This window comes from Pseudodesulfovibrio sp. lm2024 (assembly GCF_051175575.1).
GTDB classification, from domain to species: domain Bacteria; phylum Desulfobacterota; class Desulfovibrionia; order Desulfovibrionales; family Desulfovibrionaceae; genus Pseudodesulfovibrio; species Pseudodesulfovibrio caledoniensis.
Map to the genome: position 1 here is coordinate 1 of NZ_CP195092.1, position 24,272 is coordinate 24,272.

Genomic DNA, 24,272 nt, shown 5'->3' on the forward strand with positions numbered 1-24,272 from the left:
ATCGTGAAAGAATCACTTCGGCAACATCTCCTCCAGACCTGCACGGACGAGGAACTCAAGCGCTGGTTCGACCCGCTTTCCTTCGATTACTCCGAGGAAAACAAACGGCTGACCGTTGGTTTTCCCCATGCGTTTTTCGCCCGGTGGTTCGAGTCCGACATCCAGGACAAGTTCGAAGCGCAGTTGAACATGTTCCTGGGCAACGGGTACGTGGTCAGCTACAAGGACAGCGACGCACCCGAGCGGCTGCGCGGCGTCCAGGTGGCCGACGTGGTCAAACGCATCGACTTTCCCTTTGGCCAGGAATTCACCTTCGACACTTTCCTGATCAACAAGAAGAACTACTTTCCCATCGCCTCGGCCAAGGAAGTGGCCAAGCAGTCCGGCTCCCTGTTCAACCCGTTCATCATCTGCGGGCCGGGCGGCTCGGGCAAGACCCACCTGCTCAAGTCCGTGGCCAACGAAATCGCCAAGAAGCACGACTACTCGACCATCTTCATGGGTTCGCTCGAAGAGCTCAACTCGCTCTATTCCATCCGCTTCAAGGGCGACCCGTTCAAGGCGCGCAACCACCTGTTCGAGTACAATTTCCTGTTCATCGACGACTTCCACAAGATCAAGGAGCATCCCCATTTCCAACAGGAACTGGTCAATATTTTCAATCACTTCTACGACAACAAGAAGCAGATGGTCCTGGCCTGCCGCGAAAAGGTCACCAGCTACGACTTCCTGGACGACAACCTGCAATCCAGGCTCGGCTGGGGCCTGATCGTCACCCTCAAGGAGCCGGACCTGGAGATCCGGGTGGGCTACATCCAGCGCCAGGTGCGGGCCAAGCGTCTCTCCCTGAGCAAGGAACAGATTCTGACTTTAGCCCAGCGGTTCGCGGACTTCCGCTATCTCCAGGGCATCCTGCTCAAGCTCTTCGCCTTCAAGGAACTGGTCAAGCAGGACCTCTCCCAGAAGGATTTCGAACACATCCTGGCCAACACCGAGGAAAAGACCACCGACGACCTGACGCCCAAGAAGATCCTGAGCGTGGTGGCCGAGCACTTCAGCGTGCACGTCAAGGACCTGACCGGCACCAAACGGCACCAGCACATTGCCCACGCACGTCAGGTGGCCATGTTCCTTTGCCGCCAGATGCTGAACACTTCCTATCCGGCCCTGGGCAGGGCATTCGGCGGAAAGGACCACTCAACGGTCCTGTACTCGGTCAAAAAAATCGATCAATTACAAGAAGATGACTTCGAATTGAAACAACTGTTGAAAACCTTGAAGAATAAATGTCGCATGTCGTGATCATTTCGGAAACGGGCTGTTTGAGGCACGTTCGGTTCCAAAATCATGACAATGGGTGTGCTAAAAAAAATTAACGATTACGAGGTCTTTATTCCGAAAGGAACAAAGGAACCGAGGTAATAAATCTCAATCAAGGAGATCTTTTTTATGTTTCTGAAAGTGAACCGAGATGAAATCATCGAAGGACTCCAGAAGTCGGCGAATATCATCCCGGCCAAAACCGGCGCCGCCTTTCTGCGGACCATCTGGCTCCAGTGCGAGAACGGGAACCTGAACATCATGAGCACGGACTCCAATCTGGAGTTCATGGGTTCCTACCCCGCGACCCTGGAGGGCGAGGGACTGGCCGGCGTGCAGGGACGCGCCTTCTACGACCTGGTCAAGCAGCTTCGCTCCGACCAGGGCGAGCTGACCATCCGCACGGACGAGTCCGACCAGAACGTGCTGGTGGAGCAGAAGGCCCGCAAGTACAAGTTCCCGGTGAACGATCCCGAGTGGTTCCAGAAGTTCTCGACCTTTCCCGAGGACAACACGGTCTACTGGTCGGGCGACTTCCTGCACGAGATCATCGACAAGATTTCGTTCTGCATTTCCGATGAGGACTCCATGGAGGCCATCGCCTGCATCTACATGGTCCCCCGCGAAAAGGACGGCAACAAGACCGTCGAGGTCTGCGGCCTGAACGGCCACCAGTTCGCCATGCTCAACTTCGTCAACGACGACATCTATTCCATGCTCCCGGAAGAGGGCGTGCTCATCCAGAAGAAGTATCTGACCGAGTTGAAGAAGTGGCTGACCGCCGACGAGATCGAACTGGCCATCTCCAACAAGCGGCTGTTCTTCCGCACCGGCGACAAGCGCGAGACCTTCACCCTGCCGCTGTCCTATTATCAGTACCCCAACTACAACAACTTCCTGGCCAGGCTGGGCGACGATAACGTCTCCACCCTGGAGGTCAACCGGCTGGATCTGGTGGACGCCCTGTCCCGCGTGGCCCTGTTCAACACCGACTCCAACCGCTGCGCCTACTTCTCGTTCGCCGACAACGAGGTCACGGTGTCGGCCCAGGGCCAGGAGACCGGCACGGCGCGAGAATCCATTGACGCCGCCTTTACCGGCGACATGGCCCGCATCGCGTTCCCCACCCGGAACCTGATCGAGATACTCAACCACTTCGCCTCTCCCACCGTAAAGTTCACCCTGACCGGCACCGAGGCCCCATGCGGCCTGACCGGTTCCGACGACAAGGATTACAACGTGATCGTCATGCCCATGATGATCCAGGAAGAGACCTACTATACCGAGGAAAACGCATAAATGAGCGAGAAACAGTACAACGCCGAGTCAATTACCGTACTTGAGGGACTCGAGGCCGTTCGCAAACGCCCGGCCATGTACATCGGGTCCACGGACATCCGGGGCCTGCACCACCTGGTCTACGAAGTCATCGACAACTCGATCGACGAGGCCATGGCCGGCTATTGCGACAAGATCAAGGTCACCCTGCACATGGACAACTCCTGCACGGTCACCGACAACGGCCGCGGCATCCCGGTGGACATCCACCCCAAGGAAAAGGTCCCGGCGGTCCAGCTGGCCATGACCACGCTGCACGCGGGCGGCAAGTTCGACAACGACTCCTACAAGGTCTCGGGCGGCCTGCACGGCGTGGGCGTGTCCTGCGTCAACGCCCTGTCCGAGTTCATGGAGACCACGGTCCGACGCGACGGCAAGACCTATCGAATGAAGTTCGAGCGCGGCCACGTGACCCACGAGCTGGAGGAGATCGGCCCGTCCGATTCCACCGGCACCACCCAGCGGTTCCGGCCCGACGAGGAGATTTTCGAGGTCAACCAGTTCGAATACGACGTCCTGCGCAAGCGGTTCCGCGAACTGGCCTACCTCAATTCCGGCCTGGAGATCGAGTTCAAGGACGAGCGCAGCGACAGCTCCGAGTCCTTCAAGTTCGACGGCGGCATCCGCCAGTACGTCAAGGACATCAACTCCAATCTGAACACCATCGGCGAGATCGTCTACGGCGAGGGCGAGTCCGAGAACATGATCGTGGAGTTCGCCCTGCAGTACACCTCGAGCTACAAGGAAAACACCTACACCTTCGCCAACAACATCCGGACCATCGAGGGCGGCACGCACCTGGCCGGATACAAGACCGCCCTGACCCGGGCGATCAACAACTACGTGCAGAACGCGGACCTGCCCAAGAAGCTCATCCAGAAGCTGACCGGCGACGACGTCCGCGAAGGGCTGACCTCGGTCATCTCGGTCAAGCTGCCCGACCCGCAGTTCGAAGGCCAGACCAAGACCAAGCTCGGCAACTCCGAGGCGGCCGGCCTGGTGGCGGGTGTGATCTACGAGAAGCTGAACACCTTCTTCGAGGAGAATCCCAAGGAAGCGCGGTTCATTATCGAGAAGGTGGTCGACGCGGCCCGGGCGCGCGAGGCGGCCCGCAAGGCCCGCGACCTGGTCCGGCGCAAGGGCGCGTTGTCCGACAACGCACTGCCCGGCAAGCTGGCCGACTGCCAGTCCAAGAACCCCGCGGATTCCGAAATCTTCATTGTCGAGGGCGACTCGGCAGGCGGTTCGGCCAAGCAGGGCCGCGATCCCAAGATCCAGGCCATCCTGCCCCTGCGCGGCAAGATCCTGAACGTGGAGAAGACGCGGCTGGACAAGATGCTCGGCAACAAGGAAATCCGGGCCATGATCACCGCCTTCGGCATCGGCATCGGCCACGAGGAAGAGGAAAAGGATTACGACAAGCTGCGTTACCACAAGGTCGTGATCATGACCGACGCCGACGTGGACGGCTCGCACATCCGCACGCTGCTGCTGACCTTCTTCTTCAGGCAGTACGAGGAGCTGATCAACCGGGGCCACGTGTATATCGCCCAGCCGCCGCTCTACCGGGCCAGCAAGGGCAAGTTCGAGCGGTTCATCAAGGACGACGTGGAACTGGACAACTTCCTGCTGGAGCGCATCGGCGGCGACCTCAAGGTCAAGACCGAGGCCGGGACCGTGCTGGAAGGGCCCAAGCTCATGGATATCATGGACAAGATCCGCTTCTTGCGTACCCGGTTCCACGAGGCCGAGACCGTGGGCATCGACGCGATTCTGTACCGCAAGCTCATGGACTTCCCGGAACGCATCTCGTTCACCTATTTCGAGGAGCACGATCCCGAGCAGTTCAAGAAGGACTTCGAGACCAACGGCTACCGGGTGGATATCGAGACCGAGCACGACCAGGAGATGGAAAAGGACCGCACGTATCTCATCTTCGAGAACGAGAACGGGCACCGTACCCGCCTGGCCATGGAGTTCTTCTACTCCAAGCTCTACAAGACGGCCTTCAAGACCTATGGAGAGCTCAAGGAGGCCTGCGGCGGGTTCGAGTTCGCCCTGGACCTGAAAGAGGGCGAGGTGCCCGTTTCCGGCTTCTTCAGCCTGTATGACGCGGTCATCGAGGAAGCCCATCGCGGCTGGCAGATCCAGCGCTACAAGGGTCTGGGCGAAATGAACCCGGAACAGCTCTGGGAAACGACCATGAACCCGGAAAACCGGACCATGCTCCGGGTGACCATCGAGGACGCGGCCGCGGCCAACGACATCTTCGTGGACCTCATGGGCGACAACGTGGAGCCGCGCCGGGAATTCATCGAAAAGAACGCCCTGGCCGTCCAGGAACTGGACATCTAGCCCTGGCCTATCCCGGAACTGGCGGAAACCGAAAGGATTTCAGTTAAATGGAACCAACGCCCCCGTCCAGGCGATATGTCATGGCGGGCGGCGGGACAACAAAGTTTAGGAGATATCCGCAACACCCGAACAGGGCTTGCGGAAAGCCGGAACCGTCCCCCGGAGCGGGGACCCGGCATCCTAGGAGGCAAGTAAGGAATGAGTGATACCATCACCATCGAGAGCGAACTCAAGAAAAGCTACCTTGAGTACTCCCTGTCCGTCATCATCGGACGCGCCATCCCGGACGTGCGCGACGGGCTCAAACCCGTCCACCGGCGTATCCTGTACGCCATGCACGACCTGGGCAACTACCACAACCGGGCCTACAAGAAGTCCGCGCGCGTGGTCGGTGACGTCATCGGTAAATACCACCCGCACGGCGATTCCGCGGTCTACGACGCCTTGGTGCGCATGGCCCAGGACTTCTCCATGCGCGACATGTTGGTGGACGGGCAGGGCAACTTCGGTTCCATCGACGGCGACTCCGCGGCCGCCATGCGTTACACCGAAGTGCGCATGGCCAAGCTCTGTTCGGAGTTCCTCGGGGACATCGAGAAGCAGACCGTCGACTTCACGCCCAACTATGACAACACCCTGCAGGAACCGTCCGTCCTGCCCACCAAGGTGCCCAACCTGCTGCTCAACGGCACCACGGGTATTGCGGTCGGCATGGCCACGAACATCCCGCCCCACAACCTGGGCGAGCTGATCGACGGCTCCATCCACCTGCTGGACACCCCGGACTGCACCATCGAGTCGTTGATGCAGTACATCAAGGGCCCGGACTTCCCCACCGGCGGTATGGTCTTCGGCGGCCAGGGGCTGGTCGACGCCTACACCACCGGCCGGGGTTCCATCAAGATCCGCGGCGTGGTCGAGGTGGAGGAGGCCAGAAAGGGCCACAAGGAAGCGATCATCATCAGGGAGATTCCCTACGCCCTGAACAAGTCCTCCCTGGTGGAGAAGATCGCGGCCCTGGTCCACGAGAAGAAGATCGACGGCGTGGCCGACCTGCGCGACGAGTCCGACCGCAAGGGTATCCGCATCGTGCTCGACCTGAAGCGCGGGGCCATCGCGGACATCATCATCAACTCGCTGTACAAGTTCACTCCGCTGGAATCGAGCTTCGGCATCAACATGATGGCCGTGGTCGGCAAGCGGCCCATGCTCCTGAACCTCAAGGAGGTCCTGAAGTACTTCCTGGACCACCGGCGCGAGGTCATCATCCGCCGGACCAAGTTCGATCTCGACAAGTGCGAAAAGCGCGTCCACATCTTGGAAGGGTTGCGCATAGCGCTCGACAACATCGACGAAGTGGTCAAGCTCATCCGCGCGTCCAAGACCCCGGACGAGGCCCGCGAAGGGTTGATGTCCCGCTTCAGTCTGTCCGAGATTCAGGCCAAGGCCATCCTGGACATGCGCTTGCAGAAGCTGACCGGCCTGGAGCACGACAAGCTCCTGGAAGAGCTGGCCGAGCTGATGAAGAAGATCGAATACTTCAAGTCCATCCTGTCCAACGACGAGGTCCTCAAGGGCGTCATCCGCGAGGAGCTCAAAGAGATCAAGGAGAACTACGCCACCCCGCGCAAGTCCGAACTGCTCAAGGCGGACCTGGACTCCATCGACATCGAGGACCTCATCCCGGACGAGGAGACGGTCATCACCCTGAGCCAGCGCGGCTACATCAAGCGCACCCCGCTGTCCAACTACACCGCCCAGAAACGAGGCGGCAAGGGCATCGCGGGCGTGCAGACCGGTGACGGCGACTTCATCCACACCTTCATGCTGACCACCAACCATCAGCATCTGGTGCTGTTCACCAACTTCGGCAAGATGTTCAAGATCAAGGTCCATCAGGTGCCGGAGGGATCGCGCTACGCCAAGGGCGGGCACGTCAACAACCTGCTGCCCCTGGACAAGGACGAATACATCGCCACCTGCCTGTCCCTGCGCGAGTTCGCGGACGACAAGTTCTTCCTGTTCGTCACCCGCAAGGGCATGATCAAGCGCTCGTCCATCGGGCTGTACGGCAACTGCCGGACCACCGGCATTCGCGCCGTGAACCTGCGCGATCACGACGAGCTCATGACCGTGCGCGAGATCGAGCCGGACGTGGATTGCATCCTGGCCAGCCGTGACGGTTCGGCCATCCGCTTCAACATCAACGACGCCAGGCCCATGGGCCGCGCCACGGCGGGCGTCAAGGGCATGGCGCTGCGGCCCAACGACGAGGTCGTGGCCTGCGTGGTCACCGGCGACGCGGAGCGCGACCAGCTGCTGACCGTCAGCGAAGGCGGCTTCGGCAAGCGCACGAGCATCGAGCAGTACCGGGTCCAGACCCGGGGCGGCAAGGGCATCCTGAACATGCGCCTGACCAACAAGACCGGCAAGGTCATCGGCGCGCGCATGGTCAACGAGTCCGACGACGTGATCCTGCTGACCTCCCAGAACAAGGTCATCCGCATGTCCGTGTCCGAGGTCAGCCAGACCCGCGGCCGGGCCACCCAGGGCGTGCGCCTGGTGCGCATGGACGACGACAACAAGGTGGTCGGCTTCGATCTGGTCATGGACGATGACGACGAACTGAGCGAGGTCCGGTCATAAGGGCCATGCGACGCATACTCGTACTGATACTACTGGCCGCGACGGTGTTTGCCGTCGCGGCCTGCTCTTCACCCTCCACGCCTGGCCAGGAGGATATCGAGCGGGCGCGCGATTCCTATTCCAAGGGGTTCTACCTCGAGGCGGAAAAGGACTATGAGCGCTACCTGCAGGTGGAGCCCCAGGGTGAATTCCGCAAGGAGGCCTGGGACCGTCTGGCCGAGATCGCGGTGTCCATCAAGGGCGACTACGACCGGGCCGTGGTCCTGCTCGAGGCCATGTACCTGGAGCTGGGCGAAGATCCGGACACGGCCTGGAAGATCATGTTCCAGCTGGGCGAGGTCTATTCCGAGCTGGGCAACGCGCCCAAGGCCATCGAGGCCTTCGAGAAGTGCCTGGACCAGGCCATGGGCAACCCGGAGCACACCTACAAGACCCAGCTGCGCATGGCCCGGCTGTACCGCTCCATGGGCAGCTACGACCTGGTGGCCGCCACCCTGGAGAACTGCGCGGACTCGGCGGCCGACGACGAGGCCAAGGCCAAGTGCCTGTACGAGCTGGCCCAGAGCTATACCTTCATCTCCAGCTGGTCCCAGGCGGAAAAGGCCCTGGACACACTGCTCGCTCTCAAGGACATCTCGGACGAGACCCGGTCCCTGGCCGTCTTCCTGGAGGCGGACATCGCCGAGAACGACCGGGATTATGCCAAGGCCAAGGAGTTGCTCGAATCCATCCTGCACACCTACCCGAACCCCAAGGTGGTGGAGACCCGGCTGGCCAACCTGCCCGAGGTGGTGCCCGAGCCGCTGCCACTGGTGCCGCCCAAGCAGTAGGCCGGTTCGCCGGGGCCGGAAATATGGTGTATTCCCATGACGGCGTCCCGATGCAAACCGGAGAGTGACCCGTGAAGATCGCCCTGTGCACCCCGTTCAAGCCGCTCGACCACGCGTCGGTCTCCGGCGATGTGACCATCGCCCGCGACCTGCGCGACGCGCTCGCGGACCTGGACAACGAGGTGATCCCGGTGCCGTATTTTCCGGCCAGGGAGATATGGAAGCACCCGGCCCGTTGGTCCGGCGCGTGCCGGGCCGTGGGGAGTATGGTCGAGGCCGCGCGTGGCTGCGACGTCTGGCTGACCTACGGGACCTACTACAAGGCCCCGGACGTGTTCGGCCCGGCCTGCGCGGCCCGGCTGAACATTCCCTACGCCATCTTCCAGGCCAGCTACGCGGTCAACCGGGGCAGGAAATTCGCCACCTGGCCGGGCTACCGCCTCAACCGGCGGGCCATGCTCCGGGCGGGCCACATCTTCTGCAACCGGCTCAACGACCTGCGCGGCTGCGCCAGGCTGGGACTGCCCCCGGACCGTTACTCCCATGTCCCTCCAGGACTGCCTCAGGGGCTGCTCACGCGCGACGGGGCGTCCGGGGCGACCCTGCGCCGGGAATGGGGTGCAAGGAACGCCAGAGTGGTCCTCACGGCCGCCATGATGCGCGCCGGGGTCAAGGCCGAAGGGTTGCGCTGGGTCTTCCGCGCCTGCGCCGCGCTGGTGGAGCAGGGCGGGGACGTTTTCCTGGCCGTGGCCGGGGACGGCCCGCGCCGGGCCGAGTTGGAGCCCGAGGCCCGCAACCTGCTCGGCGACCGGGTGCGCTTCGTCGGCCTGGTGGAGCGGGAGAAGCTGGGCGGATTTTTCGCGGCGGGCGACCTGTTCGCCTTTCCGGGGCTTGCGGAGAGCGTGGGCATGGTCTACCTGGAGGCCCAGCGATGCGGCCTGCCCGTGGTGGCCACCAACGACGAGGGCGCGCCCCAGGTGGTGGCCCACAACCGCACCGGGATCATCACCAGGGCGACCCTGGAGGATTTCACCCGGGGCGTGGACGAACTGGTCCGCGACCCCGAACGGTGCCGGGCCCTGGCGGCCAACGCGCCGGGATACGTTGCTAGAGAACACGACGCCGCGCGCAACTACGGCCATGTGGTCGAGGTGCTGCGCGAACTGGCCGAAGCGAGGGCCTGATATGACGACATTTTTCTGCATGCGCCACGGGTTGACCGAATGGAACCGCGAGTGCCGCATCCAGGGCAACAGCGACATCGAACTGTGCGACGAGGGCCGCGACATGGCCCGCAAGTGGGGTGAGTCCCTGGCCGGGGAGGGATTCGACTGCATCCTGACCAGCACGCTCTCCCGCGCGAAGGAGACGGGCGCCCTGGTCAACGAGGTCCTGGGGCTGCCCATGTACGAGGACGAGCGCCTCGGCGAGCAGGACTGGGGCAAGTGGACCGGCCTGACCAAGACCGACCTCAAGGGAATGCGCAAGGAAGTGGGCAGGCAGGAGTACAAGGGATTCGGCTTCCGGCCCGAGGGCGGGGAGAGCCGCGACGAGGTGCTCTTCCGGGCCTGCGACGCGCTCATCGACTTCGCCGCCGAACATCCTGGCCAGTCCGTGCTGGTGGTCACCCACAACGGGGTGCTGCGCTGCCTGGCCCACGCCCTGTCCGGGTCCGAGTTCATGCCCGGCGATCCCGTGGAATATCTTCCCTACCGGCTGCACCGCATCGAATGCATTGAAAACGAACTCGCTCTGGGCGAGCTGAACATGGAGTTGTAATGCGCATCGTCTTCTACTGCCAGCACGTGCTCGGCGTGGGCCACATGTTCCGGTCCCTGGAAATCGTCAAGGCCCTCAAGGACCACGAGGTCATCCTGGTCACCGGCGGGGCCCACGTGGATTTCGATCCGCCCGCCAACATGACCCGCATCCAGCTGCCCGGCCTGATGATGGACGCCAAGTTCACCCGTTTCATCCCCCTGGAGGAGGGGGCCGAGGTGGACGACGTCCTGGTCCGCCGGTTGCGCCGGTTCAAGGAGATCATGGCCGAATACCGGCCCGACATCTTCATGGTCGAGCTCTTCCCCTTCGGTCGCAAGAAGTTCCGCTTCGAACTCCTGCCCATCCTCAAGAAGGTCCGCAAGGGCGAGTACGGCAAGTGCAAGTCCGTCTGCTCCGTGCGCGACATCCTGGTGGAGAAAAAGGACATGCAGCGCCAGGTGGAGCGCGTGCACGGCTACCTCAACCCCAATTTCGACCACGTTCTGGTCCACTCGGACCCCAACTTGGTGCGGTTGGACGAGACCTTCCCCGGCGTGGAGGGCATCGTGCCCGAGGTCCACTACACCGGCTACGTGGCCCGCAAGCCCGATCCGGCAGAGACCGAACGACTGGCCGCCGAGGTTGAGCTCGGCGACACGCCGCTGGTGGTCGTGTCCGTGGGCGGCGGCCACATCGGCCGCGACCTGCTGCGCGGGGTCCTGGCCGCCTCGCCCATCCTCAACGAGACCCACCCGCACCGGCTGGCCGTGTTCACCGGCCCCTACGCCGAAGAGGACGAATTCCGGCATCTTCAGGCCATTGCCGAAGCCCACCCGCACATCACCCTGAAACGGTTCACCAAGCGGTTCCTGGCCTACCTGGACCTGGCCCGCCTGTCCGTGTCGCTCGGCGGCTACAACACGACCATGAACCTGTTGGCCACCAACACCTTCGGGCTCATGTACCCGTTCCTTCAGAACCGCGAGCAGAACATGCGCGCCCGGCGCATCGAGGAAAAGGGCGGGCTCAAGGTCATCACCCAGGACGACCTCGGCCCGGAACGACTGGTCCCGCTCATGCGCGAAGGGCTGGAACGCCGTGCCGAGCCGCTGCACCTCAACCTGGACGGCGGCCCCAACTCGGCCCGCATCCTCGAGGAAATCCACGCGGCCATGTAGCCCCCGCGAAGCCGCCGGGCCCGGTCCACTTTTTCGTCGCCACAAAGCGCACGGCGGAGTATACTGCCGCTAAGCAAAGGAGACGACATGCTGCTCAAGGACAAAAAGGCCCTTATCTTCGGCGTGGTCAACGACCGTTCCATCGCCTACGGCATCGCTCGGCAATTCAAGGAGCACGGGGCCCGGCTGGCCTTCAGCTATGCCGCCGATCCCATCGAACGCCGCCTGGCCCCCATCTGCGAGGACCTGGGCGGCGAGTTCATGTACAAATGCGACGTCACGTCCGACGACGAGATAGCCGCCGGCACCGATCTCGTGCGCGAAAAATGGGGCGACGTGGACATCCTCGTGCATTCCATCGCCTACGCCAACCGCGAGGACCTCCAGGGCCGTTTCATCGACACCAGCCGCGAGGGCTACAAGGTGGCCCTGGACGTCTCCTCCTTCTCCCTGGTCGCCCTGTGCCGCGCCTTCGAGCCGCTGCTCAAACCGGGCTCGTCCGTGCTGACCATGAGCTACTACGGCGCGGGCAAGGTGGTGGCCAACTACAACGCCATGGGCGTGGCCAAGGCCGCGCTCGAGGCCTGCGTGCGCTATCTCGCCGTGGATCTGGGCGAAAACGGCGTGCGCATCAACGCCATCTCCGCCGGGCCTGTCAAGACCATGGCCGCCTCCGGCATCACCGGGTTTAAATCCATCCTCGGCCGCATCGAGGAAAAAGCCCCCCTGCACCGGAACATCACTATCGACGACGTGGGCAAATGCGCCCTCTACCTCGCCTCGGACCTGTCCACCGGCACCACCGGCGACGTTATCTTCGTGGACTCCGGCTATAACATCATGGGCGTGTAGGGCTGCCTCCGGCGGGCCCTCGCCGGGCGGGCGGAAAGGCATGCCTCCGGCGGCTTAAGAACCTTTTGGGAAAAGGTTCTTAGGGTCTGTCGACATTCGACTGCGACCGTGCTACAACATTTTTCATGAAAGTAGCAGCGCAGAAACGTCATGCTTTACGCGATGATCAGTGGGACAAGATCAAGGATTCTCTTCCAGGAAAGAAGAGCGATAGTGGCAGAACCGCTCAAGATAACAGGCTGTTCGTTGATGCGGTTTTATGGATAGGGAAAACCGGTGCCCCTTGGCGAGACCTTCCGGCTTCCTACGGAAAATGGTCTTCCGTGCACAAAAGGTTCATCCGGTGGTCAAAGAAAGGCATTTGGCAAATGGTGTTCAACACCCTCGCAGTTGATGCCGACACAGAGTGGCTCATGATCGACAGCTCTATCGTCCGAGCCCACCAACATTCGGCGGGCGGAAAGGGGGCACCTCTGCCAGCAGATCGGGAGGTCTAGCGGTGGGTTCTCCAGCAAGGTTCATGCTAGCACAGACTCTCTCGGCTGTCCAACCAAATTCATTCTAACACCAGGTAATATTTCAGATTGTACACAAGCCATACCGTTGCTTTCCGGGCAAATTGCGGACTATGTTCTTGCTGACAAAGGATACGATTCCCAGCAGATTGTAGACACCATTTTAGCGATGCCAGCCCAGCCCGTAATCCCTTCACGATCTCTTAGAAAAGAACCTCGCGACTACGATCGCCATCTGTATAAACAGCGCAGCATGGTTGAATGTATGTTTGCGAAATTAAAACAATTTAGACGAATAGCAACGAGATACGACAAGCTCGCCTCTACCTACATGTCATTCTTACATGTTGCAGCGATTTGGATTTGGTTGAAATGAATGTCGACAGACCCTAAGAATCTCCCAAACTTTTTGTGTTGCCTTCGGCGAAGGTTGGGCGCGGAGCTGGGTCTTGTTTCGCGAGGTTTGGGTACTGATGAAAAGGAGGGCGTTTTATCACGTTATCACCATCCGCGTAGCGGCACCAAAAAGTTTAGGAAGGGAGAGGGGATGGGGGGCCGGGGGAAGGGGAGGCCGGAAGCCAGAAGCCGGACGCCAAAAATAACTCAGGCCGGGCAGCGAGTTTCCGTGGCTTGCTGCCCGGCCTGAGCCGGAGAGGGACCTTTGAGAGGTCTGGATGAAGCGGGCCCGACCCGGTCGGGTCCGCGAAAATTGGCGGTTAGACGAGCTGGCTGATGCCTATGCTGAGGACCATGGACACACCGGTCCAGAGCAGGAGCTTGACAAGGCCGAGCGGGCCGTTGGCGGCGCGGCACAGTTCGTTGCTCCACGGCTCGCCCGTGGAGTCCTCGGGCTGGAACAGGTAAACAAGCGCGTTCATGTTGGACTTCTTCATTTTCCCGACCTCCTTGAATAATCCGTTCAACGGGAACCAACCTCAGCCTCCTCGTATGCGCTTATGGGCAATGCGGTCCAATAACGATGCGTGACGGGAGGCATAACGATTTCTTATGGCAGCGGGTCAGAAGGGATGGCCCGGGAGCAGGCCGAAAAGCGCGGCAGCAAAGGCCCGGAACAAGGTTTTGCCGCCCCGCAGGGGGGTGGAGACGGGCTGGCGGCAGGCGTCGGGGGAACTGTCCTCGGGCAGGAAAAATAACGCCAGTCCAGGATACAGTCCATGAGAGCGCCTCCTTTTTTGTGGTTATGAGGAGTATTTTTGCCTGAAAAGGAGGGGTGCGGTCCAATTGCAAAGCCCGACACGGGACATAAGGAATTGCGATTGCTCCTTTAGTCCGGTGCGGGTATGAATGGTCCATGGAACTCTATCAGTTGAGAACGTTCGTGGCCGTGGCCGAAGAGGGCAGCATCACCGGTGCGGGCAAGCGCATCCACGCGACCCAGCCCGCTGTCAGCGCGCACATCAAGGCGCTGGAGGACGAACTGGGGGTCCGGTTGTTCGACCGGGTGCCGCGGGGTGTGGAGCTGACCCAGGCCGGGGCCGAGCTGGTGCAGGACGCCATCGAGGTGCTGGCCGCGGCCCAGACGCTGCTGGCGCGGGCCGTGACGCTGGGCGGCGAAGTGGCGGGCCAGGTCGCGCTGGGGCTGTGCACGGACCCCGCTTTCCTCAAGGCGACCAGCCTGATCGACCTGATGAGCGAGCGGTTCCCCAAGCTCAACCTCAAGCTGATCCAGTCGCCGTCCGGGGTGATTCTGAGCGAGATCCGGGCGCGCAACCTGGACGCGGGCTTTGTTTTCGCGGGTAACCCGTATCAGGATCTGGAGACCATCAAGCTGGCCGAGCCGGAGTATTCCATCATGGGCGCGGCGAGCATTCGCGATGAGCTGGCTCAAGCCGGTGCCGAAGCGCTGTCGGCCTTCACCTGGGTCATGCCCGCCAGCCACAGTCCGTTCCGCGAGTTGCAGCTGGATATCTTCAACAAGTTCGGGATCGTTCCGGCCCGGACCATCGGCGCGGACTCCGAAGAGGTCATCCGGGCCCTGGTGGTGGAGGGCAAGGCGCTGGCCCTGGTCCGCGAGGACGAGGTGGCGGCCATGATCGACAGCGGTCAGGCGGCCGAGTGCGCCCTGGTGGGGCGGTATCCGGTGGAAGTGAATTTCGTGTACCGCAAGGGCGCGGACGAGTTGCCGTCCCTGGCCGCGATCATCGAACTGGTGCGGCGCACCTGGGAGGGGTGATGGAACTCTATCAGCTGAGAACCTTTGTGGCCGTGGCCGAAGAGGGCAACCTGACCAAGGCGGCCGAGCGCATCTTCGCCAGCCAGCCGGCGGTCAGCGGGCACATCAAAGCGCTGGAGGAGGAGCTGGGGCTGCCGTTGTTCGTGCGCACTCCGCGCGGCATGCGCTTGACCGAGGTGGGCAAGGGGTTGAAGCTCAAGGCGGATTCCGTGCTCCTGGCCGCCGAGGACATGGCCAACCTGGCCGCCGGGTACCGCGAGGAGCTGACCGGCTCCCTGACCATCGCCCTGAACACGGACACCAGTTTCCTGCGCGTGGCCGAGTTGTCCGCGGCCATGGCCGACGCCCATCCCAAGCTGCGCCTCAAGTTCCTGCAGGGCAGCTCCGGGACGATCCTCAAGGATGTGCGCGACCGGCGCATCGATGCGGGCTTTTCCTTTTTCGACAACCGCTATGCCGAGGTCGCCCACATCCACCTGAAGGAGATTCCGGTACGCGTGGTGGCTCCGGCCGCCTGGTCGGCCCGTGTGCAGGGGTTGCCCCTGGACGGCCTGGCGGCCCTGCCCTGGGTGCGGCCGGACGGGGATTGCCCGTTCATGCGGGTCCTGGACGGGGTGTTCGAGGGGTCGGGCATCAGCATCACCGACTACATCGAGGCGGATTCCGAGGACGTCATCCGCGAGCTGGTGGCCGCCGGAAAGGGCGTGTCCCTGCTCAAGCAGAGCGATGCGGACGCCATGGTCCGTGAGGGCGCGGCCGTGATCTGCGAGACCGGGCCCATGCTCTCCCTGAACATCAGTTTCGCGTACCCCAAGAGCCGGGAGAACGACCCGATCATCCGGGCCCTGACCGACGTGGTCCGGGGACTGTGGCCCGAGGCCGCCTGCTGATCCCTATTCCACTTCCCAGCACCGTTTGACGTGTTCGATGACCGCGCGCATGACCGGGTCTTCGTCGTGCCGCCTGAGATAGACGAAGTTGGCCTGGATGGACAGTTCGTCGAAGGACAGGGAGTGTACTGGCTGGCCGATGCGGTTGGCCGCCAGGACCTCGTTTCTGCGCAGGAACGAAATGCCTTTGCCCGCGGCCACAAGCACGCGGATGACCTCGTCGCCGTCCACTTCCAGCTGGTTCGAGGGCTTGATCCCGTGGGACTTGAAGAACGGCTCGATGAGCTGCTGTAGCGGGTTGTCCGAGGGGTCCATAATCCATGGCAGGTCGGACAGGCCCGCCAACCCCTGGTCCATGCGGTCCTTCCAGATATCCGGTACGGCCACGTAGAAACGGGTATCTTCCAAGTGGATGGCATTGATCTCCGGGAACCTCGGCTCGCCGAAGATGAACCCGCAGTCGAGCAGGCCGTCGCGGATGGCCCCCTGCACCGAGGTGGAGGCACTCTGCTGGATCTGCAGGATGATCTTGGGGTGGGCTTCGCCCAGCGAGGTCAACAGCGGCACGATGCGCAGGTATTCGGCGTCCGTGTTCAGGCCGAGCGACAGATCGCCCACCAGCTCGTCACCCATGCTCCTGGCCTCCAGCCGCAGTTCGCGGGCCGCCTTGAGCACGTTCTCGGCCCGGTGCTTGAGCCGCTCCCCGGCCTCGGTCAAGCGCATGCCCTTGGGCGTGCGGATGAACAGCTTGGTCTCCAGTTCCTCCTCCAGCGCCTTGATGTGCGCGCTGACCGAGGGCTGGCTGGTGTGCAGCCGCACCGAGGCGCGGGTCAGATGGCCTTCCTCGGCCACCACCACGAACGTCTTGAGTTGGTACAGTTCCATGCCTGATCAGCCTCCATGATGTCCCTCATAGTCATATCCGATTGAGATTGAAAATAACATCAGAAAATCCGAACAAGTGCATCAAACAAAACAATTGGATTGATTTCGACAAGATCCGTAGATGTGCAGATATGGAAAACCGCCCGGATGGTGGCGCCAAACAAGGAGCAAGAATATGAGCATGGACAACGATACCCGACTGGCCATGATGCATATGCGCAACGAGGCGCACCGCACCGGCAACGACCGTCCCCGCCGCAACAACAGCCGCCATATGCGCCGAGCCGCTTCGGCCGTGGCCTCCTTCACCCTACTGTTGTTCACCAGGGGTTTTTAGCAAATTACAGGGAGCTCCGCGCTCCCCGCGTACAATGCGGGTTGGAGGCGCTCTTGTCCGGAGGATTCTCATCCTTTCCTCCCCGGACAAGAGCACCTCTTTTTTTGTGCTCTCACAGGTTTTGGGGCGGGTGGGCTCCGGGTTGGTGTTTTGTGGCAAATTGTGTAGTTTCCCGATAGTTGTCCATAAACGGCAAGGAGCTATGCGAGATGGAACGTGAGGAGCTGCGGGAAGAGATCATCAGGACGTCCAGGGGCCGTAAGGGCGTGTGCGACATGATTCCGGAAGGTGCCTCGCGCATCCTGGAGGTCGGCTGCGGCCGGGGCGGCATTCTGCTCCGGTTGCAGCGGGACAAGGGGTGCACCGAACTGTACGGCGTGGACATGGACGCCGAGGCCGCGAGACGGCTTGACCAGTTCATTGACCGGATGGAGCTTCGGGACATCGAGCGCGACGAGATTTTCTCCCCGGAATACAAAGGCTTTTTTAAGTACATCATTCTGCACGACGTGGTCGAGCACCTCTACGACCCGTGGCTGACCATGACCCGCATCCGCGAGTTCCTGGCCGATGACGGACTGCTCATCGTGGCCACTCCCAATCTGCACTACTGGGTGCTGCAACACGAGATCCTGTCCGGCCGATTTCCCTACGGACCGGGCCTGTGGCACACCGGCCACCTGCGTTGGTACACCCCGGTCAGCCTGCTCAACATCCTGTCCATCGGCGGGTTCGAGGTGCGCGATTACCTCCTGGAGATCACCGGAGAAGTAGATATAAAGGCCCTGCACAAGCTCAGCCGCCTCCATGAAGTCCAGTTTCCCCCGGTCGAGGTCCAGGGCAGGCACCCGGACAAGCCCGTGTTCACCGTCACCTATCCGGAGAACATCCGGCCCTATTACGCCGCCTTTTTCGGTCACAAGCTGATCGCGGTCTGCGGCAAGGGTCATCTCTTCTGGGACCCCAAACCCGCTACGTACAACTGCCCCATGGTCGAACAACTGACCAAGGCGGTGCAGAACCCCTACGACGTCTTCAATCCCCCGCCCATGCGCCCCATCCAGCCCGGAGTGTTTCCTTCGTAAGGGGCGGCGGCTTCCGATAGCGGGCCGTCTGCACATTTTTCGCGGCCCCCCACTCGAAAGCCTTTTGGGTGTGCGGCGAGAGGCGCTGTCGGGTGCTGCGCACCCGATTCGCTCCAGTTGGGGAGATGGACCTGTGACTTGTTTTGAGTTGCGGGTCTTTTTTATGCGCTCTGTCCCGCGAAGCGTCCCAAAAAGTTTAGTAAGGGAGAGGGGATGGGGGCCCGGGGGAAGGGGAAGCCCTTTTCAAAGGGTTCTCCTCTCCCCTTCCCCCGGTTCTTCATGGCCGCCTGGCGGTGGCGGCGATGTAGGCGGTGATGGCGGCGAGAATGAGGGCGCCTCCGGCGAGGGTGGCGGCCGGGGGTTGCTCTCGGAAGAGGAGGAAGACCCAGATGGGGGCGAGGACCGGGCTGATCAGGGCGTAGGTGGCCATTTCGGCGGCCGGGATGTAGCGCGAGGAGACGGCGTTGAGGACGCGGCCCGCCGGTGCGGAGAGCAGCCCCATGCAGGCCATGACCAGCCAGGTGCGGGGCGGGATGGCCGGGAGGTCGGCCAGGAAGAACATGGTCACGGCCAGGAATAGGCCGCCGAAGCCCACGACGAGCATCCGGCTCATGGCCTTGAAGTGCCGCCACATGACCCCGTTCATGGCCAGGCAGAGGACGCCCGCCAGGGCCAGGGCGTCGCCGTGCACGTTGCCCGAGCGCAGGGAGCCGGACACGACCACGGCCATGCCGCAGATCACGCCGCCGATGGCCAGCCAGAGTCGGCCCGAGGTCCGTTCCCCGAGGATGAGCCAGGCAGCGGCCGCTGTCAGTACGGGCCTGCCGCTGAGGATCATCATGGTGTTGGCCACGCTGGTGTGTTTGATGCTGAGCACGAACATGGAGGCGCTGCCCAGTATGATCAGGCCGGAGACGACCGCGGGCCAGCCGCTTTCGCGGATCGTGCCGGCCAGGCCGTGCGCGTCGGTCGCCTGGATCAGCGAGCCCATGGACAGGGCGGAGAAAAGCCCGAACAGAAACGCGGTCTCATACCCGCCCACGCCGGACAACCGGACGAAGACCGGATCGAAACTGAGCAGGATACCGCCCAGGATCGCGGCCATGGTCCCCTTGGACCGGGCCTCTTCCGGAATGAATGCCTTCAATTGCGCTATGGTCATATGGGCTCCTTTTAAAATCATACTGATGGGCATGATCTAAGAGCGTCGCCTGGCCTTGTCAAGGATATTCATACCGAGTAGTATGTTTTTAACCAAGGAGGCGGGTGATGACGAAGATGGAGGCGAAGCGGGAGCGGAATCGGTCCGAGATTTTGCGGGCCGCTCGGGAGGTTTTCCGGTCCGAAGGATACGTGGGGGCGGGCATGGACGAGATCGCGCGGCGGTCCGGGATGACCAAGCAAACGGTGTACCGGTATTTCGACTCCAAGGAGGCGCTGTTCCAGGCGTCGCTGGAGGTCCGGCGGGCGGACAGGGGGGCGGTTTTCCTGGACGCCTTGTCCATTGAGGACACGCGGGAGGCGCTGACCCGCTTTGCCGAGAGCTTTATTGAGGTGCACATGGCCGAGGAACATCTGGCGTCGGTCCGGCTGCTGTTGTCCGAGGGGCCGACCGCGCCGGAGATGACCCGGGCCTATTACGCGGTGGGCCCGAAGCGCACCGAGACCCGGCTGGCTGAATTCCTGCGGGAGCGGCTCGGCCTGGACGACCCGGAGTACGGCGTCCGGCTTTTGCTGGGCGGTCTGCTCTCCTTGCGTATGAACGTCCTGGTCGGCCTGGTTCCGCCCCCCTCGGAAGCGGATCTCGCCGCCCACGCCCGCCGCATCGTCTCGGTTTTTCTGCAAAGCAAATCGTAGTCCCCCGCCGAAGGCGGCCCCAAAAGTTTTGGAGGGTGAGAGGGGATAGGGGGGCCGGAGGCGGTCCTACTTTATGGCCACCCAGCTGGACAGGATGGAGACCAGGGTGACGGCGCCGCCGAGGGCGAGAAGCTGGCTCGGGGGCAGGAACTGGATATGGATGAGGAAGGGCGGGAAGTTCAGGGCTTCGGCGATGGCCGAGTGGGTGGCGGCCAGCAGACAGACGCCCAGGCCCGCGCCGAGGATTCCCTGGACCAGGCCGCCGATGAGCAGGGGCCAGCGGATGTAGGCCGGGCTGGCGCCCACCAGGGAGAGGATATCGACCTCGTCCATGCGCGTGAGCAGGGAAAGCTTGATGGTGTTGTGGACCACCAGGGAGACGACCAGGGCCAGGAATCCGAGGACCGGCCAGACGACCATGCGGGTCAGGGTCCGCCACCCCTGGGCCAGGTCGGCCTGGAACGGGGTGTAGTTGACCTTGTCCACGCCGGGCATGGACTTGAGCCGGGTGAGCAGGTCGGCGGCCCAGCCCTCGCCCTGGGCCTCGGGCGGCACGGCAAAGGCGGCCAGGCCGGAGTAGGGCAGGGGATTGTTGTCGGCCAGCCAGGCGAAGTCGCCGGTCTCGCCCAGCGCGGTGGCCAGCTCGGTCAGGGCGGTCTTGGGCGTGAAGGTCTGGAAGGAGTCCAGGTGATCCATGGCCCGGACGGCCTGCCAGTCCTTTTCCACCTGGGCGTCCTCGGCCCCGATCTTCCAGTATATCTGAAATTCGACCTTGCCCCGGGACTTGAGCAGTTCCAGGTTGACGTTGTGCATGCCGAGCAGGATCAGGCCGGTGAGCAGGGTGACCATGCCCACGGCGAGCAGGGTGAGCAGCTGGGCGAACGGGTGCAGGCGCAGGTCGGCCACGCCGCGCAGGGTCAGGCGGAGAAACGGTCCGATCACAGCCCCACCTCGCCGAATTCGGTCTCGTCGTCCTCGGGCGTGTCCTCTTCACCGTCGAGCTCGCCGGAGGCGTTGCCGTTTTCCACGATGCGCCCGTCCTGCAGGTGCAGGATGCGCGCGCCCGGCACGCATTCGAGGACCTCGGTGGAGTGGGTGGCCATGATGACCGAGGTGCCGTAGGTGTGGAACTGCTTGAAGATTTCCATGAGATGCAGGGTCAGGTCCACATCCAGGTTGCCGGTGGGCTCGTCGGCCAGGATGAGCTCGGGGTTGGCGACCATGGACCGGCAGATGGCCACGCGCTGCTGCTCGCCGCCGGACAGACGCTCGCACAGGGAGTAGCTCTTGGTCTCCAGGCCGAGCGCCCGGATGATCGCCCGCACGCGGCGTTCCAGGTGGGTCCGGGGCATGCCGCGCACCTCGAGCGCCATGGCCACGTTGTCGAAGACCGTGCGCTCGGGCAGGATCTTGAAGTCCTGGAAGACCACGCCGACCTTGCGGCGCAGCCTGGGGATATCGCGCTTTTTCAGATTGTTGAGCTGGAACCCGGCCACCGAGGCGCGGCCCCGGTTGACGGGCAGAGCGCCGTAGAGCAGGCGCAGGAGCGTGGTCTTGCCCGCGCCCGAGTGGCCCGTGAGAAAAAGGAACTCGCCCTTTCCCAGGGTGAAGGAGATGTCCTTGAGGGCCCAGTAGGACCCGAAGTTGTAGGACAGTCGTTCCACATTGACCATCATGACGGGTTATGTACCTGTCTCCATGCCGTTTGTACAGGACGTGAAACGAAAGGCCGCCCCGTTCCGGCGGGAACGGGGCGGCGCATGCGAATCGTGTGGGCGAAAGACTAGGCTTCGACTTTCTTGTAGGCCTTGGGAGCGGCGCCGCAGATGGGACACTTCTCGGTGGGCTCGCCGTCCATGGTGTGGCCGCACACGGAGCAGATGTAGAACTCGGCGTCGGCGAAGACGTCTTCGTCACCCTCGAGGGCGGCGGTGTACAGTTCGGCGTGGACCTTCTCGGCCTCGTTGGCGAACCCGAAATAGCGCAGGATGGCGTTCTCGCCCTCGGCCTCGGCGTCCTTCATCATGTCCGGGTACATGGACTTGAATTCGTAGGTCTCGCCCTCGATGGCGTCCTTGAGGTTCTCCTCGGTGGTGCCGATGCCCTTCATCAGGCGCAGGTGGGCGTGGGCGTGGATGGTCTCGGCGGCCGCAGCGGCGCGGAACACCTTGGCGACGCCCGGCTTGCCTTCGGCGTCGGCCTTTTCGGCGTAGGCGAGGTACTTGCGGTTGGCCTGGGACTCGCCGGCGAAAGCGGCTTTCAGATTCTCCATGGTCTTGGTCATTGGTCTTCTCCTGTATGGTGGTTTTGTCGGCTCGCGGGCCGATTGTGTGCCGTGCACAAATTAGTAATGATTCCTATTTAAAAACGCAAGCAAAAAATGAAATGAATGCAAAGGGCGGCAAAAACGGCCTGGTCCAGTGCAATATGTAATAGGCCAAAATGGGCGCCATGGCTACCCGGAAGCGCCGAGCACCAGTGGGGAGACCTTGCCGCAGGCCGCGTCGTCGGGCACAAAGGCGGTCTCGCCCACGGCCACCACCGGGCGCATGCCGATCAGAGAGTTGAGCAGGTAGGCGTGCCGGAACGAGGGCAGCTCGCTCAGGGGGATCCGCACGGGCAGGATGTCCAGGACGGTCCGGGCCAGGTCCAGGGCGATGGACGGCAACCGGTAGGGCGAGTCCACGCACACGAACTGGCCCTGTTTTTCAAAGACCAGGGCCCCGGCCGTGGATTCCAGGACGTTGTCGTCCAGGTCGGACAGGGTCGCGCCGTCGAACCCCCGGACCATTGCCCGGTGCCGGGCCAGGAAGGCGAACATCCCGTTGGTGGTCTTGTGCCCGTTCAGGGCCGAGACGTGCCGGTCCTCGCACAGGCACAGCCTGAACGCCTTGTACGGCTTGGGCTCGACCGCTTCGGCCAGGATCACGGGCGAGGCCACGCCGCCCTCCACCGGATAGACGATGTCCACCCGGGCGGGTAGGCCCTCCAGCCCGTTGCGGTTCAGGACCTGGCCCGCAACCTGGGAGAAATCCACCGTGGTGTAGGCCAGCCCGTAGGCGCGCAGCCCGTGCAGCAGCCGGTCCAGATGCCGGCCCAGATGGCACAGGTCCCGGCCGTTGTAATAGACGGTCTCGAACAGCCCCGCCCCGAACCGGAACGCGGGCCCCTCGGGGTTCAGCCGGACCCCTTCCAGGTGATAGCCGCCGTCCTTGTAATGGATCACGTTAGCCCCCGAATCATAACGGTTTCACAAGACACGAATACACACCCGCCCCGGCGAAGTCCAATGCGCCGCACCCGGCACGCCCGGTCGGGCGCGTTCCGTCCCTTTGCCAGCCGGGGGCTGTTGTTGTAGAAGGCCATAAGCGCCGTTGTCCGCCCCGGGCGATGGATCGGCGATTGACATATGATCCGTATTTCATCCAAGTGAGGAGAGTTTTCCCATGTCCAAAACGTATTGCGCTGTGCTGGTGTGTTGCATGCTTCTTCTGTCCGTGTCCACGTCCCATGCCCGCGGCTTCGACGAGATCGTGGCCAGCGGTACGCTCAAGGTGGGCACCACCGGCGACTACAAGCCCTTTTCCTTCGACAACAACGGTACCTACGAGGGCTTCGACATCGCCGTGGCCCAGAGCTTCGCCGACCGTCTCGGCCTGAAGCTCGAGTTGGTCAAGACCACCTGGAAGACCTTGATGGCCGACCTCAAGGCGGACAAGTACGACATCGGCATGAGCGGCATCACCCGGACCATCGCCCGCCAGAAGGAGGCCCGCTTCTCCCAGGGATACGTCATGTTCGGCAAGACCATCCTGGTCAACAAGGCCAATGCGGCCCGGTTCGGCTCCCTGGCCGACGTGGACAAAAAGGGCGTGAAGATCGGCGTGAACCCCGGCGGGACCAACGAGAAGTTCGTCAAGGCCAACATCAGGAACGCCGAAGTGGTCCTGTTCGAGTCCAATCTGGCCATTCCCCCGGCCGTGGCCGACGGGAAGGTGGACGTGATGATCACCGACAGCGTGGAGGCCCTGTACTACGCGGCCACCGACCCCAGGCTGGCCGCCCCGCTGGCCGAGGAACCGTTCACCCGCTCCGAGCTGGGCTACCTCATGCCCGCCTCGGCCGAGCGGCTGCAGGACACGGTCGACTTCATGATGGGCCAGATGATCCTCAAGGGCGAGATGAACGAGCTCAAGATGCAGTATCTGCACATGACCGAGTAGCCTCGG

23 protein-coding genes are annotated in these 24,272 nt (G+C 62.7%); 16 read left to right on the forward strand and 7 right to left on the reverse strand.

Going from position 1 to position 24,272, the window contains the following annotated elements; all coding sequences use genetic code 11:
- The 10 genes from ACR42D_RS00005 to ACR42D_RS00050 all read left to right on the forward strand — a co-directional run.
- The coding region (locus ACR42D_RS00005; RefSeq protein ID WP_484564825.1) for a DnaA ATPase domain-containing protein at nucleotides 1-1,302 on the forward strand (1,302 nt) is incomplete at its 5' end.
- 147 nt (nucleotides 1,303-1,449) lie between these two features.
- A complete protein-coding gene (gene dnaN, locus ACR42D_RS00010) occupies nucleotides 1,450-2,619 on the forward strand; it encodes a DNA polymerase III subunit beta (RefSeq protein ID WP_484564826.1) in 1,170 nt (389 codons plus the stop codon).
- On the forward strand, nucleotides 2,620-5,013 hold the full coding sequence (gene gyrB / locus ACR42D_RS00015; protein ID WP_484564827.1) for a DNA topoisomerase (ATP-hydrolyzing) subunit B: 2,394 nt from the start codon (nucleotides 2,620-2,622) through the stop codon (nucleotides 5,011-5,013).
- Nucleotides 5,014-5,211: 198 nt separating this feature from the next.
- Entirely contained in the window at nucleotides 5,212-7,659 is a 2,448-nt protein-coding gene (gene gyrA, locus ACR42D_RS00020) for a DNA gyrase subunit A (RefSeq protein ID WP_484564828.1), read from the forward strand.
- Between the two features lie 5 nt (nucleotides 7,660-7,664).
- Nucleotides 7,665-8,489 (forward strand): tetratricopeptide repeat protein, encoded by an 825-nt coding sequence (locus ACR42D_RS00025; protein ID WP_484564829.1) that lies wholly within the window; start codon nucleotides 7,665-7,667, stop codon nucleotides 8,487-8,489.
- Between the two features lie 71 nt (nucleotides 8,490-8,560).
- On the forward strand, nucleotides 8,561-9,673 hold the full coding sequence (locus ACR42D_RS00030; protein ID WP_484564830.1) for a glycosyltransferase family 4 protein: 1,113 nt from the start codon (nucleotides 8,561-8,563) through the stop codon (nucleotides 9,671-9,673).
- A gap of 1 nt (nucleotide 9,674) precedes the next feature.
- Nucleotides 9,675-10,268 carry a histidine phosphatase family protein gene (locus tag ACR42D_RS00035; protein ID WP_484564831.1) on the forward strand — a complete coding sequence of 198 codons (594 nt, stop codon included), beginning with the start codon at nucleotides 9,675-9,677 and terminating at the stop codon, nucleotides 10,266-10,268.
- Complete coding sequence (locus ACR42D_RS00040; protein WP_484564832.1) at nucleotides 10,268-11,428, forward strand: glycosyltransferase family protein; 1,161 nt, start codon at nucleotides 10,268-10,270, stop codon at nucleotides 11,426-11,428. The genes ACR42D_RS00035 and ACR42D_RS00040 overlap by 1 nt, the downstream gene beginning before the upstream one ends.
- A gap of 87 nt (nucleotides 11,429-11,515) precedes the next feature.
- Complete coding sequence (locus ACR42D_RS00045; protein ID WP_484564833.1) at nucleotides 11,516-12,280, forward strand: enoyl-ACP reductase FabI; 765 nt, start codon at nucleotides 11,516-11,518, stop codon at nucleotides 12,278-12,280.
- Between the two features lie 125 nt (nucleotides 12,281-12,405).
- A protein-coding gene (locus ACR42D_RS00050; RefSeq protein WP_484564834.1) for an IS5 family transposase occupies nucleotides 12,406-13,171 on the forward strand; the annotation gives its coding sequence in 2 pieces (ribosomal slippage) (nucleotides 12,406-12,758 and nucleotides 12,757-13,171; 768 coding nt in all).
- A gap of 340 nt (nucleotides 13,172-13,511) precedes the next feature.
- Here ACR42D_RS00050 and ACR42D_RS00055 read toward each other — a convergent pair.
- Entirely contained in the window at nucleotides 13,512-13,688 is a 177-nt protein-coding gene (locus ACR42D_RS00055; RefSeq protein ID WP_484564835.1) for a hypothetical protein, read from the reverse strand.
- Nucleotides 13,689-14,107: 419 nt separating this feature from the next.
- Here ACR42D_RS00055 and ACR42D_RS00060 point away from each other — a divergent pair, with 419 nt between their 5' ends.
- Both ACR42D_RS00060 and ACR42D_RS00065 read left to right on the forward strand, forming a co-directional pair.
- Nucleotides 14,108-14,989, forward strand: a complete 882-nt coding sequence (locus ACR42D_RS00060; protein WP_484564836.1) for a LysR family transcriptional regulator — start codon at nucleotides 14,108-14,110, stop codon at nucleotides 14,987-14,989.
- Entirely contained in the window at nucleotides 14,989-15,879 is an 891-nt protein-coding gene (locus tag ACR42D_RS00065) for a LysR family transcriptional regulator (protein ID WP_484564837.1), read from the forward strand. Before ACR42D_RS00060 ends, ACR42D_RS00065 begins: the two co-directional genes overlap by 1 nt.
- A gap of 3 nt (nucleotides 15,880-15,882) precedes the next feature.
- On the opposite strand, the gene ACR42D_RS00070 is transcribed toward ACR42D_RS00065, so the two are convergent.
- Entirely contained in the window at nucleotides 15,883-16,764 is an 882-nt protein-coding gene (locus ACR42D_RS00070; RefSeq protein WP_484564838.1) for a LysR family transcriptional regulator, read from the reverse strand.
- A gap of 175 nt (nucleotides 16,765-16,939) precedes the next feature.
- Here ACR42D_RS00070 and ACR42D_RS00075 point away from each other — a divergent pair, with 175 nt between their 5' ends.
- Together ACR42D_RS00075 and ACR42D_RS00080 are read left to right on the forward strand one after the other, a co-directional pair.
- A complete protein-coding gene (locus tag ACR42D_RS00075) occupies nucleotides 16,940-17,101 on the forward strand; it encodes a hypothetical protein (protein WP_484564839.1) in 162 nt (53 codons plus the stop codon).
- Between the two features lie 209 nt (nucleotides 17,102-17,310).
- Entirely contained in the window at nucleotides 17,311-18,186 is an 876-nt protein-coding gene (locus ACR42D_RS00080; protein WP_484564840.1) for a class I SAM-dependent methyltransferase, read from the forward strand.
- A gap of 277 nt (nucleotides 18,187-18,463) precedes the next feature.
- On the opposite strand, the gene ACR42D_RS00085 is transcribed toward ACR42D_RS00080, so the two are convergent.
- Nucleotides 18,464-19,348, reverse strand: a complete 885-nt coding sequence (locus ACR42D_RS00085; protein WP_484564841.1) for a DMT family transporter — start codon at nucleotides 19,346-19,348, stop codon at nucleotides 18,464-18,466.
- Between the two features lie 107 nt (nucleotides 19,349-19,455).
- Here ACR42D_RS00085 and ACR42D_RS00090 point away from each other — a divergent pair, with 107 nt between their 5' ends.
- Nucleotides 19,456-20,043 (forward strand): TetR/AcrR family transcriptional regulator, encoded by a 588-nt coding sequence (locus tag ACR42D_RS00090; RefSeq protein WP_484564842.1) that lies wholly within the window; start codon nucleotides 19,456-19,458, stop codon nucleotides 20,041-20,043.
- A 66-nt stretch (nucleotides 20,044-20,109) separates the two neighbouring features.
- Here ACR42D_RS00090 and ACR42D_RS00095 read toward each other — a convergent pair whose 3' ends face one another.
- From ACR42D_RS00095 to ACR42D_RS00110, 4 genes are all read right to left on the reverse strand, one after another.
- Complete coding sequence (locus tag ACR42D_RS00095) at nucleotides 20,110-20,985, reverse strand: cell division protein FtsX (RefSeq protein WP_484564843.1); 876 nt, start codon at nucleotides 20,983-20,985, stop codon at nucleotides 20,110-20,112.
- A complete protein-coding gene (gene ftsE, locus ACR42D_RS00100; protein ID WP_484568426.1) occupies nucleotides 20,982-21,716 on the reverse strand; it encodes a cell division ATP-binding protein FtsE in 735 nt (244 codons plus the stop codon). The genes ACR42D_RS00095 and ftsE overlap by 4 nt, the downstream gene beginning before the upstream one ends.
- Before the next feature lie 110 nt (nucleotides 21,717-21,826).
- The gene (locus ACR42D_RS00105; protein ID WP_484564844.1) at nucleotides 21,827-22,327 is read right to left on the reverse strand and encodes a rubrerythrin family protein; all 501 of its coding nucleotides are present in this window, start codon (nucleotides 22,325-22,327) and stop codon (nucleotides 21,827-21,829) included.
- Between the two features lie 171 nt (nucleotides 22,328-22,498).
- On the reverse strand, nucleotides 22,499-23,269 hold the full coding sequence (locus ACR42D_RS00110) for an aminotransferase class IV (protein WP_484564845.1): 771 nt from the start codon (nucleotides 23,267-23,269) through the stop codon (nucleotides 22,499-22,501).
- 220 nt (nucleotides 23,270-23,489) lie between these two features.
- On the opposite strand from ACR42D_RS00110, the gene ACR42D_RS00115 reads away from it, so the two are divergent.
- The gene (locus ACR42D_RS00115; protein ID WP_484564846.1) at nucleotides 23,490-24,266 is read left to right on the forward strand and encodes a transporter substrate-binding domain-containing protein; all 777 of its coding nucleotides are present in this window, start codon (nucleotides 23,490-23,492) and stop codon (nucleotides 24,264-24,266) included.
- The last annotated feature ends 6 nt before the right edge of the window (nucleotides 24,267-24,272 follow it).